The sequence below is a fragment of the Schinkia acidoalkalinis genome, assembly GCF_054301215.1.
Genome location: NZ_CP182573.1, coordinates 2,344,872 through 2,360,940, shown reverse-complemented (window position 1 = coordinate 2,360,940; position 16,069 = coordinate 2,344,872). Strand labels below are relative to the sequence as shown.

The following is a 16,069-nucleotide window of genomic DNA, read 5'->3' as shown; positions in this document are numbered from 1 at the left end:
AAAAATCTGAAAGTACAAATTAAAAGTATAGATAAATCTACTAAAAATGCAAGGAATTTTTCTAAGCATTTCCTCCCTACGTTTATTTTCTGAAAAAAATTCCAATACTAAAACAGTAGCCGGAATAAGGCCTACTACCTACGGCAATTAATAGAATATATATTCACCAAATAAAAAAGGGGGGAGTTTAGTTGGAGCTTATTACCCAGGGAAACCTTGAGAAAACGCGGAAATGGCTGCGGGCAATTTTTGTTATTGGCATCATCCTATTAATCTTTTTTATTATCGTAATTGTCAGTCTAGTTTCATATGGCTATATGAAAGGGCCGCCGCCGTTAGCGGTGCCGCAGACAACAATCTTTTATGCCAATGACGAGAAAACGATTATTGGGGAAAGCGTTCATCACGGGGAAAATCGCTACTGGATGCCGTTAGATGAAATATCGCAGGATGTCATTGATGCCACAATCTCCATTGAGGATCGTAAATTTTATGACCATTATGGATTTGATATCCACCGAATTTTCGGTGCAATCCTCGCCGACCTTAAAGCAATGGCGAAGGTCCAAGGAGCAAGTACGATTACCCAGCAGTATGCGAAGAATTTATTTTTAGAGCATGAAAAAACGTGGAAGCGGAAGTTCGAGGAAGTGCTCTATACCGTCCGGCTTGAAACGAACTATAGCAAGGGTGAAATCTTGGAAGGCTATTTAAACACGATTTATTACGGCCATGGCGCCTATGGAATTGAAGCCGCTGCAAACTATTATTTTAACAAGCATGCGAGTGAGCTTTCATTAAGTGAGGCATCTATGCTTGCCGGTATTCCTAAAGGGCCGAGCTATTATTCCCCTTTTGCTGATGAAAAAAGAGCCAAGACTAGGCAAAAAATTGTCCTTCAGTCCATGGCGAGTAACGGCCTGATCACAGAAGCCGAGTTAAATAAAGCTTTCGAAACACCGTTACAATTCAATACAGACCATGACATCACACATAAGCAAGTGGCCCCCTACTTTCAGGATGCTGTCAAACAAGCATTAAAGGATGTCGTCCAGCTTGATGAGCGGACCATTGAATTAGGCGGTTTGCGCATTTATACGACATTAGACCCGAAAGCACAGGAAATAGCAGAAACAGAAGTGAAGGATATCATTAACCCAGAGTCGGAAATCCAAGCTGCTCTTATGTCAATGGAGCCGAAAACGGGAAAGGTGCGGGCATTGATAGGTGGTCGTGATTATACAAAAAGCCCCTTCAATAGGGTGACCCAAGCGGAACGGATGCCGGGATCAACGTTTAAGCCATTTCTTTATTACACGGCATTGGCACATGGGTTTACACCTTCAACTACGGTGCGCAGCGAGCCAATGAGCTTTCCGTATGATGATGGCCGATCCGTATACCGTCCGGACAACTATAATAATTATTATGCGAACGATTTTATTACAATGGCCCAGGCCATCGCCTTATCCGACAATATTTATGCGGTAAAAACACATATGTTTTTAGGTGTCGACAAGCTCGTGGAAACGGCGAAAACGCTTGGTATTACGAGCAAGCTTGACGCCGTCCCATCGCTTGCACTGGGCACGTCCACTGTCAAAATGATTGATATGGTAAAAGCCTATGGAATCATCGCAAACGGCGGCAATGCCATTACCCCTATTTTTATTGAAAAAGTTGTTAATCACAACGGTGATGTGATTTATGAATATGAACACAAAAAAGAACAGATTTTAGACCCGGCGCTTTCATTCGTGACTGCCCATTTGATGACAGGAATGTTTGATAAAAAATTAAATGCCTATACATCGGTCACAGGTCAGTCGATTGCCAGCCAACTCACTCGTCTTTATGCGGGTAAGTCCGGAACAACAACCACCGACAGCTGGATGATCGGCTTTACACCACAGCTCGTGACAGGAGTTTGGATTGGCTATGATCGTGATGAAACGATTGACATTGTTGCTGAACGAACATATGCCAAACGAATTTGGGCCAAGTATATGGAGGATGTTTTACAAGATAAGCCGTTTGTAGCGTTTAAACCACCAAAGGGAGTGGTACCGGCCTATGTCGACCCTGCGAACGGTTTACTTGCAACAAGTGATTGTAAAAATGCCCGCTTGACCTACTATGTGGAAGGAACAGAGCCAACTGAATATTGCTCAATCCATTTACCAAAAGGCGATGAGCCTCATGAGAAAAAGGGTACGAAGGATAAGCAACCGGAAGATGGTTGGTTTGATAAACTGTTTAAATGGTGGTAAAAGCTTAATGTATTGGGGGTTTGCCGCAAAATAAAAGAAACTAGGATTTCCGAAAAATGGAAGTCCTAGTTTCTTTTTGTCCTAGTCTATGTGTGTGTTTAGACTATTACCTAGTTTACTTTCTTTTGAATAAAAGCTCAATACATTCACAGAATGTTCAAAAATCGTTCAAACTTTTCTGCAAATTATTCGAATTTGATTTTATTCCTCTTGCAAAAGTGCTTTTCTTACTTGCTCAGAAGAGTTGGCCCACATCTCTGCGTTAAATTTTTTTAAAAACTCCCCTAATACCTTTCTGGATTGCACATCCATATGGTCAACGATGACTTTTCCCTTCAAGGAACGGTCCATATTATTCACATGCTCCGGCATCGATTTATAAAGGCGCCGCGCCTCAGGATCAATGAATAGCCCACAAGCTCCAAGCCCATGATAGTATGGCCCCTCTTGCTTACGATTTACGGTTACCCAGACCACCCAATAGGTTTTACCATTTGGCACTTCGTCGCGGTTGGCTATCAGCTTAATCCCTTTTTCAATTGCACTTCTAGCATGAAGCGCTCCCATATCGATATAGGCCTCTTGCTTTTCCACATCAACAATGACAGGCGTTACATTATTTAAGCTGACCGCACCGACACCATAGCCGCCATGCCCATCTGTTGAATCATTCTTTATAATATTAAAACCAGTCCCCCGGCTTTTTTCTGTCACTTACAGCACCTCTTTTCATATTAAAAACAAATATTTTAGATAAAATACTATCATTAACATATTATCCCTATTTTAGCATCAAAACACAAAAACTTCATCTTTCTTGATTGCTGAAATTCCTCCATTTACTCACCCTATCGCCCTTGTGATATAATTCCAGTTAGGATCAAAATACATATTCAAATCGGAAGGAGAAGATCACGATGCCATACGTAACCATTAAAATGCTAGAAGGACGCACTGATGAACAAAAGAAGGCATTAGCGGAAAAAGTAACTGCAGCTGTAGCCGAAACAACTGGCGCTCCTGCTGACAGAGTTCATGTGATGATTGAAGAAATGCCTAAAACACATCTTTGTGTTGGTGGAAAAATGGCCAGCGAAAAATAATTCGCAAAAAATGCCAAAATGGCTAGGTCTATACGGACCTAGCCATTTCTATTGCTGCCTCACTACGAAGCGATTCTATATATTGATAGGCCTGCCCTACTTCTTCATCGGTGTAGCGTTGTTTTGATTTGAGCGTAAATACCTTTTCCTTCACCTGCTCTTTTGGAAGGTCTTCAAAATAAAGGACGGTTGAAACAAGCTCTAAGAAGCGGGAGCTTTGCTCATTCATATTTTTCACACATGATTCCAAGTTCGGGATGTCCACGCCGAAATGGCTAAGAAACTCTCTACCCTCGTCTAGCAGCGCGTAGCGATATTGTACATAGCCGCCCTTCTTTTCCTTTTGCTCGCTCAAAAAGCCGTTGTTTTCAAGCTCTTCGATTCGCAATGTCAGCTCTTCAGAATAGGGGCCAAAAAAGTGAAAATTATATTTTTCATTAAAAGGAAAATGGAGTTTTTTTGCAATGTAAATCATCTTTTGCAGCTTTTTTCTACCGACAATTTCACCCGCATATGAAAACACCTTCATCAATTTTGCGTGATCCTGCAACATTCTTAAATCTTCTCCTATCCTTGCAAAATTTCTTTTATCCTTCTCTTTACATCGCCCTCAGGCAGGTTGTCGACAAAGTCTTGAGGGTAGTAGAGCTTATGGTCTGTTCGTTTTTTGCCAGAAATCGATTCAACAATCTCTGACTCTCTTGATAATTCCCGTAGTTCTCCGCTCGGCATTAATAAATAGATTGGAATCCGCTCCCCTTCTTCACCAGGCCGGTAAAAGTCGTAAGGCAGATCAGAGGAAGAATCGACCTCTAAATAGTAATTCGTGTCAATGCCTGCTTCGTTAAACAGCTTCATTAATTCCATCAATTGCAAATAACTGGAATTTGGATTGAATTCTATGTACTTAAAAAGATTACGATTCATAAAACGCGTACATAGGTCCTTTAAAACGGCGTCCTCTTCATCCATCCAATTTTGGAAAAAGAAAAGCATCACGGATTCATCTAAGGCCAAATAATCTTTCAGACTTACATTTCCATTAAAGAGCGAATAAAAATGCTTTGGCTCCATTGAAAATTGATAACCCTCTTCGTACAATTTCTTCGCACGGTGAAGAATTTTTATTAAAATGACCTCTGCACTCCGTGTAACAGGGTGAAAATACACCTGCCAATACATTTGGTAGCGGCTCATAATATAGTCTTCCACAGCATGCATGCCGCTTTTTTTAATAACGACCATATCTTCTGTTGGGCGCATAACACGCAAAATCCGCTCCATGTCAAAATGGCCATAGCTGACCCCTGTGTAAAAGGCGTCACGCTGCAGATAATCCATCCGATCTGCGTCAATTTGGCTCGAAATCAAACTGACCACTAATTTATTTTCATACGTTTTCGCAATGACCTCTGCCACTTTTTTCGGAAAATCATCACTTACTTTTTTTAAAACTTTATTAATTTCCGTGTCCCCCGTAATGATGGCCCTTGTCCAATCTTCATGGTCAAGATGAAAAACCTTTTCGAATGAATGAGAAAAAGGTCCATGACCAACATCGTGCAAAAGAGCTGCAGAAAGGCATAATAACCGCTCAGAATTGTCCCAATGCTCACGGCCTTGAAAATTCTCAATAATTCTCCGCACAACTTCATAGACGCCGAGCGAATGATTGAAGCGACTATGCTCCGCACCATGGAATGTAAAAAATGTTGTGCCAAGCTGGCGAATTCTCCGCAGTCTTTGGAACTCGGCGGTACCAATTAAATCCCATATTAATTTATCCCGAACATGCACATAGCGATGGACCGGGTCTTTAAAAACCTTTTCTTCATGTAACTGTTCATCTTTGTAGGCCATGAAAGGGGCCCCCCTTTCATTAGAAAGAAGACGCACCGCCCACGCGAAAAGCAGCGGTCCTTTCTCATACTTTTTCCATTATACATTCTATTTTCTCAGCAAAAAACCTCTTTTTTCAACAAAAAGAGGTGAATTTTTCCATTCGGCAAAACCGTAATTGGTTCCCGTTTATTTCATTTTTTTCTCTAATTTTGTAATCAATTCATCCTCTGACGGTGCTGAAATCGGACGATTATTTAGAAAGGCAAATGATTTCTTTCGACCTGGACCGCAATAGGATTGACAACCAATAACAATCTCAGCATCTGGGTCTAATTGTTTTAGTTTTGGCAATAAAGTTTTTAAGTTAGTACCCTGGCAATCATCGCAAACTCGGAATTCATTTTTTGACATAGAGCCCACCTACCTTTCGTGCAATTTAGTGAATTCAAATCATAATCCGCGCAATCTTTTTATTTATAAAAATTATTATAGGCAAAAATTACATTTCCTAATATGTAACGGCCTCTATTATAAATTCACATGATATCTATCTTTAAACAAAAGTCATTTTACCACTTCCCGCTATTTGTAGCAATGACATATACCCATACATTTCTCTACTACCCTTTTAAAATATGTATAAATCTTTTGGAATTTGTCCATCCTTTAACTAACAGAAATCTTAATTATTTTCCTTTTTACTAGAAAAATATAGAAGGGGTGTTTCATTTGATGATTCAAAGACAGGATGCATGGTCTGAAGAGGATGATTTGTTATTGGCAGAGACCGTATTGCGTCATATCCGGGAGGGTAGTACACAATTAAACGCATTTGAGGAAGTTGGCGATAAGCTAAATCGCACGTCAGCAGCCTGCGGATTCCGTTGGAATGCAGTTGTTAGACAGGATTATATGAAAGCCATTGATTTAGCGAAAAAACAACGTAAACAAAGACAGCGGGCTTTAGGCGAAAAAACGAAGCCACTCTATACTCCGCCGCCACCAACATTCTCATTTGAAGTTGCAGAGGAATTCACGGTTGAGAAAGATGATCGAGAAGAAGTGGAAATGGAACAATATGTAAACCATTCAACACCAATCTCCATTACTCAATCTAGACCCGTTTCCATGGATGACGTCATTTTATATTTAAGCAATTTACAAAATAATGGCCATCAATCTACGAGTTTACAACAAAAGAATGATAGATTAAAAATGGAAAACAAAGAATTAAGCGAGGAGGTTGCTTCCTTGAAGCAGCAGCTTGAGCGGACTGAACGTGAATTCCAAACGATCCAAGAAGACTACCAAGCGCTTGTTAAAATCATGGACCGCGCTCGCAAAATGGTTTTATTCGAGGATGAAGAGACGCCAACAAATACATTTAAAATGGACAAGAATGGCAACCTTGAGCGGATTGCGAAATAATGAAAAATGGATGACGTTAAATTTATAACGGCACATGAACAACATTATATTGATAGTTGCCGATGCCGACGTAATAGCATTAAAAACCTGATAAACCTTGACTTATTTATCAGGTTTTTGCTATTTTAATCATTCAACATTTGTAGAGCTCCTGAATGATGTACGCAAAGGCTGGTTGAATGGAAGGCTCCTATGATTCGGACTTTACTGGCTGAAAATCTGTTTGAGCTGTCCGAAATAACTCCCTGATTTGGACTACTCCAGCTGAAAATCCGCTTACACTGTCCGTATGACTGTTTGAAAGCATCATTTCCTATTTGCGCCCAAAAAAGAAACAGTTAATTAACTACCGGTTTCACTTATTTTTTATCCAAATCAGCAAATGCTATAATAACGTAAAATGAAAGTAAAGAAGGTTTCCAATTATGCCAGGCATCAACCCGCTTTTACTGCAAAAAGAGTGGCGTTTTGTTGATCACTCTTCATCTGGATTATATGTTAGCGCGCTGCAATCATTTGCCTATGATGATACATTTTGTGAGACTGTTGGAAATGGCGAATCTCCTCCGGTTATGCGGGCATGGATTCATGCACCAACGATTGTGTTAGGCATTCAGGACGCAAGGCTGCCTTATTTGGAGCAAGGCCGGGAATGTCTCGAACAGGCCGGCTATCAATCTATTGTCCGGAACTCAGGCGGCTTAGCCGTTGTATTAGACGAGGGCATTTTGAACCTCTCACTGATTTTGCCGGAGGGAAACGGAATTGATATTAATCGTGGCTTTGAAGCGATGTGGGATCTTATCAAACTCATGTTGGCTAAATTTGCAGTACAGATTGAAGCAGGGGAAATCGTCGGCAGTTACTGTCCTGGGGGCTTTGATTTAAGCATCAATCATAAGAAGTTTGCCGGGATTTCCCAACGAAGGCTGCGCGGCGGCGTTGCTGTGCAAATCTATCTTTGTGTCACAGGCAGCGGCAAGAGACGGGCGGAAATTGTCCGGGAATTTTATGAACGCTCTTTATTAAAAGAAACAACAAAATTCAACTACCCGACCATCATTCCATCTACAATGGCCTCATTAGAAGAACTGTTACACGACGGCATTACAACTGATCAAATGATTGCCCTTTTACAGACGACTTTGAAAAATAAATTGGGCGCAACCATTTCGACTGCTCCATTAAGCGAGCACGAACAAACCTTATTCCAATACAACTACGAGCGAATAATCAAACGGAATGAAAAATAAAAAGCATGATGCCGGTTGGATGTGAATCCAACAAAGGACCATGCTTTTTGTTGAAAAGGTTCGTAAAAATTGTCCGATATTACAGGTTATTGTCCATTATTTCACTTTATTATCTGCAGACAAAGTCTTGCTTTACTGTTGCATGTTTGTCCTTATTTTACATTTTGCGGACAAGAGGAAGCTCGTTTGCCCCATACTTTGTCCTCATGTTTCCATTTTGCAGACAAGGGCAAGCTCGCTTGTTCCCTACTTGTCCTCATTTTTACATTTCGCAGACAAGAGCAAGAGCGTTTGCTCCCTACTTGTCCTCATTTTTACATTTCGCAGACAAGAGCAAGAGCGTTTGCTCCCTACTTGTCCTCATTTTTACATTTCGCAGACAAGGGCAAGAGCGTTTGCTCCTTACTTGTCCTCATTTTTCCTTTTTGCAGACAAGGGCAGGCTCATTCGCCCCATGCTTGTCCTCATTTTTCCTTTTTGCGGACAAGAACAAGCTCATTCGCCCCATACTTGTCCTCATTTTTACACTTTGCAGACAAGAACAAGCTCATTCGCCCCATACTTGTCCTCATTTTTACACTTTGCAGACAAGAACTAGCTCATTCGTTCCATACTTGTCCTCACTTTTCCATTTTACAGACAAGGGCAGGCTCGCTTGTTCCGTACTTGTCCTCATTTTTCCTTTTTGCAGACAAGAACAAGCTCATTCGCCCCATACTTGTCCTCATTTTTACATTTTACAGACAAGAGCAAGCTCATTCGCCCCATACTTGTCCTCATTTTTACATTTCGCAGACAAGAACAAGCTCATTCGCCCCATACTTGTCCTCATCTTTCCATTTTGCAGACAAGAACAAGCTCATTCGCCCCATACTTGTCCTCATTTTTCCTTTTTGCGGACAAGAGTGAGCCATTTTACAGAGTATTGTCCTGAAAAAATGGCATACAATCCGCATGTCATTTACTATTTATTTGATTAGACACCCTACCATGCCAACAAAATATTTACAACAAATATTATCTCCCACATCTCTACCTATTACCTATTGGCACACTCCCACAGCATACCACCTAACTAGTGCTTCAGACCGCACACCATGGATAAGTATGCCCCTTTTTCGCAGAATGTGCACCTGCAATACAACAGCCTATTCGGGTTCTTCGTCTAATCGCTCGCCCCCACTACACTCCACTTACAGCGTCTGCGCCGCCGTAATCAACGCCAGCTTATAAACATCCTCAGCATTGCACCCGCGTGACAGGTCATTCACCGGCTGATTTAAACCTTGGAGGACAGGCCCAATTGCTTCAAAGCCACCGAGGCGTTGCGCAATTTTATAACCAATGTTGCCGGCATCTAAAGTAGGGAAAATAAATACCTTTGCATCCCCTTTTATGACAGAATCCGGTGCCTTTTTAGCAGCAACGGATGGGACAAATGCTGCATCGAATTGAAACTCGCCATCGATAATCAAATCCGGCTGTCTTTCTTTAGCAATTTTAATGGCTTCTGCCACTTTTTCCGTTTCCGGTGTGACCGCTGACCCTTTTGTTGAAAAGCTGAGCATGGCAACACGCGGATCTACATCAAATAGTTTTGCAGATTCGCTACTAACGATAGCTGTCTCTGCTAAATCCTGGCTATCAGGCGCTGGGTTAATAGCGCAATCCGCGAAGATATATTTTTCATCCCCGCGAACCATAATAAACATACCGGATGTTTTTCTTACCCCCGCTTTTGTTTTAATAATTTGTAGGGCTGGACGCACCGTATCTGCAGTGGAATGTGCCGCCCCGCTTACCAATCCATCTGCCTTTTTTAAATAAACAAGCATCGTTCCAAAATAGTTTTCATCCTTTAAAACTTTCCTAGCCTCTTCCTCCGTTGTTTTCCCATTTCGACGCTCAACAAACTCACGAACTAGCACATCAAACTCATCATATGAATTCGGATCAATGATTTCAACATGACCTAAAGAAATATTTAATGATGCCGCCTTCCCTTCAACCTCAGCTTTATTGCCAAGTACAATTGGCTTCACAATTTCCTCAGATGCCAGTCTACCGACAGCCGTTAAGATACGCTCATCCAACCCTTCTGGAAATACGATCGATCTATTTTTGCCTTTCAGCTTTTCTTTTACAATTGAAAATAAGTCGCTCAACTTTCCTACCTCCACATTAACGTTTATCTTGCTTATTATTACCATAAACCTTTTCAGTATTCTAGAAAATAAAATAATCAATTGAAAACGTTTAGAGTAAAAAAATCCGCAAAAAATTGAACGGTTCAGCTAATTTTGCCTCATTTTGTCAAATTATTAAGCTAAAAACTTTCTTCTAAATTAAACTATTGTTATATTAGTTATTGACATGTACAAACTGGAAAATGGACCTACACATTAATATAAAACGAAGGAGTGTTTTTAAATGAGTGAACCAGCAAAAACGTTAGATGGTTGGTATTGTTTGCATGATTTCCGTACTGTAGATTGGACTTCATGGAAAACCGTTTCAGCTGATGAGCGTAATGAAGCTATTGCTGAATTCCAGGAGTTTCTTGGAAATTTAAAAAATACTGAAGAAGCTAAAAAAGGCAGCCATGCTTTATACACCATTGTCGGCCAAAAAGCGGACTTTATGCTGATGATTCTTCGTCCAACAATGGAAGAGCTGAATGAACTTGAAACTGCTTTTAATAAAACAAAATTTGCAGAGTACTTACTCCCTGCTCATTCTTACGTTTCTGTCGTTGAATTGAGCAACTATTTGCCATCTGATCAAGACCCATATCAAAGCCCTGAGATTTTGGCGCGGTTGTATCCAATTCTTCCAAAGGCTAAGCATATTTGCTTCTATCCAATGGATAAGCGCCGCCAAGGCAATGATAACTGGTATATGCTTCCGATGGAAGAACGCAGCAAAATGATGCGTTCACACGGCATGATTGGCCGTCAGTATGCAGGAAAAGTGAAACAAATTATTACGGGCTCTGTTGGTTTTGATGATTGGGAATGGGGCGTCACTTTATTTGCCGATGATGTCCTTCAATTTAAGAAGCTCGTTTATGAAATGAGATTTGATGAAGTAAGTGCAAGATATGGCGAGTTTGGCTCATTCTTCGTCGGCAATATTTTAACTGAAGAAGCTGTACCGAAATTTTTACAAGTTTGATTCCTCTCCTAAGAGGCTGACTCAAAATAAAGGGTCAGCCTTTTTTCATTTATATGAAGGTTTGCTTCAAATAGACTCCCCTGCTCACCATAGCTTTGTTTTTTTCATAAAAGTAATAATTGCGACATAGTATCTTACTACAAAATCAATAAAAAATTAGCACTATACAAGTCACCAAATTCCGCCTTTGCAATATGTTAGTAAGGTAATCGCTATCTATTGTGAGGTGAGAGAATGGCTGTTGTTCCTTTTACGGAGGAAGATGTAACCAAAGGAATGTAGGCCGTTACAAAACACATTGCTTCTCTGCTCCAGATCGGTCAGATTGTCCACAGATTTATTTTTAAAAAATATGTATTTCGCCATTATAGGGAATCTATAACCTCAGGCACCAATAGAGAAATACGGCTTTCCATTAAAACTAGTGGGAGTCATTTCTTATACTTTAGCCCTAAGAAGATCCACCTTTTAAAAAGTATAAGAAGCTTATCATCAAAGGAGGAAGGTAAAATGGCAAAAAATTATCCATATCAAACCCCTGCTTATGGTCAATTTCCACAGTTTGGGTTTCAACAAGCACAGGTACCACCTGCTGCTTCGGGAGGTGCTTTTCCAGGCTTTGCTATGCCGATGCAAACACAAGCACCAACTTCACCAGCTGCACAAGTTCCAGGGATGCTTCCAATTGAGGAATCTTACATTGAAAATATTTTAAGATTAAACAAAGGAAAACAGGTCACTGTTTATGCGACGTTTGAAAATAACACACAATGGAATGCAAAAGTATTCAAGGGCGTTATTGAGGCAGCCGGCAGGGATCACCTCATTTTAAGTGATCCGCAAACAGGCCAACGTTTCTTAATTCCAATGATTTACGTTGACTACGTAACGTTCTCTGAAGAAATCGAATATCAATATCCATTTGGTGGCGGTGCCGGGCTAACTTCCATGAGTCCAAGATAGGCAACATAAAAAAGGACATCGATGTTTGCACTTGGCAAATACGATGTCCTTTTAATCTATTACGCCTCTCTAAATGCCGCAAGCATCAGTAAAACCCAGCCTGCTAAAAATGAAACGCCGCCAAAAGGTGTAATAATACCTAAGATTGAAATCCCAGTTGTACTAAGGGCATAAAGACTTCCAGAAAATAAAATAATTCCTAGGAAAATGAAGAATCCAGACCAGGTTACAAGTCTTGAGTTACGCCACTTATCGGCAGCAAATGCAACGATGAATAACCCAACAGCGTGAAACATTTGATAGTCAACGCCTTTTTCCCAAACATCCAACATGTGCGCACTAATTCGGCCCTGAAGACCATGCGCTCCAAACGCACCTAATGCTACTGATAAAAAGGCCATAATCGCCCCTACAATCATAAATAATTTCATATATTTTTTCACCTTTTCTTTAGAAACTTTAAATCTATCTTACCGAATTAACGATTAAATCTCCAATATTATAGCTCGCTTATACCAATGAGTTTGAAAGGTTTGACAAGAAAATTTCACAAATATGGATAAAAGCAGACTCTCTGTTGCATATTAACAATTGAAAATATGCATAGGAGGTTTTTCTAATGAAAAAAATGATGGTTTTACTCGGCGTGCTGTGCCTAACACTGGGGCTGGCAATGCCGGCGTGGGCGGAAAATAATCCGACGCACAAGCTCGAAACAACTGTCAAACTTACAGAGGCGCAAAAACAGGAGCTCGCTAAGATTCACCAGGAAATCCTTGATAAGAAATTCGAAATGCTTGATAAGCATGTCGAATTTGGAATGATGCCAAAAGAAACAGCCGCCAAAATAAAGGCAAAGCTTACGAAAAAGTCTGAAATGATGAAGAAAAACGGCTATATGCCGCGCCATTGCCACCATATGGACAAAGATGATGCGGAATAATTATTTGGTAGGTTAACTACATACTGTTTCCATGAAAAAAGGCGAGCAATCGGGCGCTCGCCTTTTTTATGTTATTTTACCTTACTCCCCTTGATTGCCATACAATCCCTCAACCCCATACTGCTTCCCGAACAATAAATCATATTGCAGGCGCAGATACGTATCTTCGAGTGGCTTCATCGCAGCTGGCGTATCTTTATATAAATGACCTTTTGCATCCATTTTAATAGGCGCTGTAAAGCCCGGCATCTGTTTATTAAAGTCCTCTAAGAAACGATAATACAACGGTTTTGGCAACTGCGCCAAATCAAGAATATGCGGTGCCAAAAAGGATGGACTTATGCTTGGAAATTCCACTCTTTCATGTTCAAAATTGCTCCACACCACTAATGGCGTTGTCCTCATTTTATGAAAGTCCTCAAGTGACCAATCATCTCCAACAAAACCGGCCTCTTTATAGGTTAAATAATCTGCACCTAAAAATGGTAAATGATCGCCGTAAAAGACAATAATCGTCGGCTCTGCTGATTTTTCGTAATACTGAATCAGCTCATGTAAGGCCTCATCTGCCTCGACAACCCCTTCTGTATAGGATTGCAAAGTATTCTGCGCCTCGTCTGACAGGTCGCCGGAAATGTTTATTTTTGTATCTTTATAACGCCCTTTCTCATATGGGCCGTGGTTTTGCATCGTAACAGCATAAATGAAATCAGGCTTGTCCGTTGCTTCTGTTTGACTGATTATTTTTTTATTAACCTCTTTATCTGAAATATAAGGCCCACGATGGGCTGCACCCTTAAACTGGTCCAAGCTGATAAATTGCTTGAAGCCTAAATATTTGTAGACATTCTCACGATTCCAAAACCAATTGTAATAAGGATGAATCGCGGTCGGCTCATAGCCTTGTTCTTTTAATACCGAAACAAGTGATGGCAGCGGTCGGCCTACGAATTGCTGATAGGCAATTGAGCCTGTTGGCAAAAAGGATACATTTAAGCCTGTCATCGCTTCGAATTCTATATTGGAGGTACCGCCCCCAAACTGTGGTGAAAGCAGCCAGCCCACTTGATTGTTTCTCACATTCGGCATCGGGTCCTCACTAAATGAAACTGACTTCAATTGGGTTGGGTCCCAGAATGATTCACTCATGACAAAAATAATATTGGGTTTGCGCGCCAGCGTATTCTTTGGCTGTTCTAGCGGCAGCTTCTTCTTAAGATCTTTTACAATATTTTTGATATTCTCTTCCCCATAGCCTTGCGGCGGAAAAACGAGCGTGCTTTCCGTATTTAAGACAAAACTGAGCATAAAGCCATTGATGCGGTAGTTCGAATCCTGATTCCAATTGATATTCGTAATTTGCAATGAAGTAAATAAGCGATTTAATGGTGTCGATCTAAATAGGAAAAAAGAAACGATTAAACCAATGCTAATGACAACTAAAGCCAGACGTTTCAAGAATCCGAGGCGAAACACCACAAAGTTTATTTTCCGTTTGAGAAAAATAATCCCCGCAATTACAAGGACAACCGCCCCTCCGACCAGCATCATTTTTTCCTTGTTTACCTCTTTAATCAACTCTGGAAATAAATTGAACATTTGCTGGTACAAGAGGACATCCCATGGATACAGGTTTTCTCCTAAAAACATATACTTATAGCGGTCAATAAAGCTCAGTAGGAAAATAAAAATAGTAAACGCAAACGTGCTAAACAATAAATCATTAAACAGTCCTAAAAATAATAGAAAAAACACGAACAAGATTAAATAGTTTAAAATAAACGGATTATAGTTTTCAGCCATCCACTTTTTGGCCTCAAGAAAATCGCCGCGGATGAACGTTTCCATGCCAATTAATAAAACGCCGACCACAACCGCTGCAAACACCAGCGTATAAAGTATCTTTGCTACTTTAATGGCAAGACTATCCTTTTCCTCACTTCGTCTATCTCTTCTTTTACCCAATTGAAATCATCCTTCATACATAACTTTTCCCTATTATATTACATTTGCACTGCATAATAACAGAGGCAGTCCGTATGATGTTATCCAACGTAATTATAATATTACTCCCGTAAAGCTTCCATTCAATACTTGTTTCTCATGTTGGTTTGTACATAGGAAAGATGCCATAATCGATATTCTATTATTATCTTGTCTTTCAAACTTTTCAATCGTTACGTCACATCTTATGGTATCTCCTGTAAATACTGGTCTTAGAAACTCAAAATTCATCGTACGAGCAAGTACATTGTGATCTCCACCGACTTTTGTTGGTAATGTAGCTGTCAACAATCCTTGAATAACAAGTCTTCCCTGTTCATCCGGAGTAACATGGTGTGATCCTTCATCACCTGAAACCGTCGTAAACAATGTAACATCGTCTGTCGTGAAAGTACGTTCAAATGTAATAATATCCCCAACTTTTAAAGACAATCCTATTCCCCCTTTTATTAAATGACTAATCAATGATGAGTGAACGATCGCTCAATTATATTATAAATAATTTTCAGAATTTTTCCTTATATAAAAGAATGAATTAAAAATAGAATGGCAAATGCCAAACCAGACCGCAGGTGCCACTTCCGATCCAATCTCTGATATCGAAATAGCCCCGAGATAGGAACTGGTAGCAAGACCAGCAAGGCAAGTAATCCACTTATATTGCTAAAATCAAATTTAAAGCCGTGCATAAAGACTGCTACTGTATGCAAGATAATAAAAGCAATCCCAATAATCGCCACTGGGGTATGCCACCTTCTGGTAAGGCGTAGCAAGTTGGACACCCACTTTTTCATATTACCCAGACTGCTTAACTTACGAAGCTTTATCATTTTGAGAAGCACATAATAGGACAATACAAAAAATAATGCAATTCTGGCATTGGAGCCATATCCTTTAAAGGTGTGTTCGAAATGTCTGCTATGCAGAGTGGCTGACGAAAGCTGTAATAGCCCCTTTATCTCCCAAAACGCCAACAGAACAGCGATTATAACCGCAGCAATTGCCCATATACGTTCATTTTTAGGAATCCACCCTTGTTTCTTTACCCTATTTGCCCTTGTATTCATTTTTTTCTCCCTCATTGCAATC

16 protein-coding genes are annotated in these 16,069 nt (G+C 40.3%); 7 read left to right on the top strand and 9 right to left on the bottom strand.

All coding sequences use genetic code 11. The features are described 5' to 3' along the window. Positions 1-191: 191 nt before the first annotated feature. A complete protein-coding gene (locus ACNQFZ_RS12210) occupies positions 192-2,270 on the top strand; it encodes a transglycosylase domain-containing protein (protein WP_458411621.1) in 2,079 nt (692 codons plus the stop codon). Between the two features lie 201 nt (positions 2,271-2,471). Here the strand turns inward: ACNQFZ_RS12210 and ACNQFZ_RS12205 are convergent, their stop codons facing one another. Further along, positions 2,472-2,984, bottom strand: a complete 513-nt coding sequence (locus tag ACNQFZ_RS12205) for a YwhD family protein (RefSeq protein ID WP_458411620.1) — start codon at positions 2,982-2,984, stop codon at positions 2,472-2,474. A gap of 203 nt (positions 2,985-3,187) precedes the next feature. On the opposite strand from ACNQFZ_RS12205, the gene ACNQFZ_RS12200 reads away from it, so the two are divergent. After that, the gene (locus ACNQFZ_RS12200) at positions 3,188-3,373 is read left to right on the top strand and encodes a 2-hydroxymuconate tautomerase (protein WP_458411619.1); all 186 of its coding nucleotides are present in this window, start codon (positions 3,188-3,190) and stop codon (positions 3,371-3,373) included. 28 nt (positions 3,374-3,401) lie between these two features. On the opposite strand, the gene ACNQFZ_RS12195 is transcribed toward ACNQFZ_RS12200, so the two are convergent. The 3 genes from ACNQFZ_RS12195 to ACNQFZ_RS12185 form a co-directional block, all read right to left on the bottom strand. Beyond that, entirely contained in the window at positions 3,402-3,926 is a 525-nt protein-coding gene (locus ACNQFZ_RS12195) for a YwgA family protein (RefSeq protein ID WP_458411618.1), read from the bottom strand. A gap of 14 nt (positions 3,927-3,940) precedes the next feature. Beyond that, complete coding sequence (locus ACNQFZ_RS12190) at positions 3,941-5,233, bottom strand: HD domain-containing protein (protein WP_458411617.1); 1,293 nt, start codon at positions 5,231-5,233, stop codon at positions 3,941-3,943. A 168-nt stretch (positions 5,234-5,401) separates the two neighbouring features. Next, positions 5,402-5,626, bottom strand: coding sequence for a DUF1450 domain-containing protein (locus ACNQFZ_RS12185; protein ID WP_458411616.1), 225 nt, complete (start codon positions 5,624-5,626; stop codon positions 5,402-5,404). Positions 5,627-5,947: 321 nt separating this feature from the next. On the opposite strand from ACNQFZ_RS12185, the gene ACNQFZ_RS12180 reads away from it, so the two are divergent. Next, positions 5,948-6,643: an RsfA family transcriptional regulator gene (locus ACNQFZ_RS12180; RefSeq protein WP_458415378.1), complete on the top strand. Its 696-nt coding sequence runs from the start codon at positions 5,948-5,950 to the stop codon at positions 6,641-6,643. A gap of 425 nt (positions 6,644-7,068) precedes the next feature. Next, positions 7,069-7,896 carry a lipoate--protein ligase family protein gene (locus ACNQFZ_RS12175; RefSeq protein WP_458411615.1) on the top strand — a complete coding sequence of 276 codons (828 nt, stop codon included), beginning with the start codon at positions 7,069-7,071 and terminating at the stop codon, positions 7,894-7,896. 1,193 nt (positions 7,897-9,089) lie between these two features. On the opposite strand, the gene pta is transcribed toward ACNQFZ_RS12175, so the two are convergent. Further along, entirely contained in the window at positions 9,090-10,061 is a 972-nt protein-coding gene (pta, locus tag ACNQFZ_RS12170) for a phosphate acetyltransferase (protein WP_458411614.1), read from the bottom strand. A 265-nt stretch (positions 10,062-10,326) separates the two neighbouring features. On the opposite strand from pta, the gene hemQ reads away from it, so the two are divergent. Together hemQ and gerQ are read left to right on the top strand one after the other, a co-directional pair. Then, positions 10,327-11,070, top strand: a complete 744-nt coding sequence (hemQ, locus tag ACNQFZ_RS12165) for a hydrogen peroxide-dependent heme synthase (protein WP_458411613.1) — start codon at positions 10,327-10,329, stop codon at positions 11,068-11,070. A gap of 510 nt (positions 11,071-11,580) precedes the next feature. Further along, entirely contained in the window at positions 11,581-12,033 is a 453-nt protein-coding gene (gerQ, locus tag ACNQFZ_RS12160) for a spore coat protein GerQ (protein WP_458411612.1), read from the top strand. A gap of 59 nt (positions 12,034-12,092) precedes the next feature. On the opposite strand, the gene ACNQFZ_RS12155 is transcribed toward gerQ, so the two are convergent. Then, entirely contained in the window at positions 12,093-12,464 is a 372-nt protein-coding gene (locus ACNQFZ_RS12155; RefSeq protein ID WP_458411611.1) for a DUF423 domain-containing protein, read from the bottom strand. Between the two features lie 188 nt (positions 12,465-12,652). Here ACNQFZ_RS12155 and ACNQFZ_RS12150 point away from each other — a divergent pair, with 188 nt between their 5' ends. Further along, complete coding sequence (locus ACNQFZ_RS12150) at positions 12,653-12,976, top strand: DUF2680 domain-containing protein (RefSeq protein ID WP_458411610.1); 324 nt, start codon at positions 12,653-12,655, stop codon at positions 12,974-12,976. An 81-nt stretch (positions 12,977-13,057) separates the two neighbouring features. Here the strand turns inward: ACNQFZ_RS12150 and ACNQFZ_RS12145 are convergent, their stop codons facing one another. From ACNQFZ_RS12145 to ACNQFZ_RS12135, 3 genes are all read right to left on the bottom strand, one after another. Further along, entirely contained in the window at positions 13,058-14,941 is a 1,884-nt protein-coding gene (locus ACNQFZ_RS12145) for an LTA synthase family protein (RefSeq protein WP_458411609.1), read from the bottom strand. A 93-nt stretch (positions 14,942-15,034) separates the two neighbouring features. Next, positions 15,035-15,412, bottom strand: a complete 378-nt coding sequence (locus ACNQFZ_RS12140; protein WP_458411608.1) for a hotdog domain-containing protein — start codon at positions 15,410-15,412, stop codon at positions 15,035-15,037. An 86-nt stretch (positions 15,413-15,498) separates the two neighbouring features. Continuing rightward, the gene (locus ACNQFZ_RS12135) at positions 15,499-16,047 is read right to left on the bottom strand and encodes a hypothetical protein (RefSeq protein WP_458411607.1); all 549 of its coding nucleotides are present in this window, start codon (positions 16,045-16,047) and stop codon (positions 15,499-15,501) included. Between the last annotated feature and the right edge of the window lie 22 nt (positions 16,048-16,069).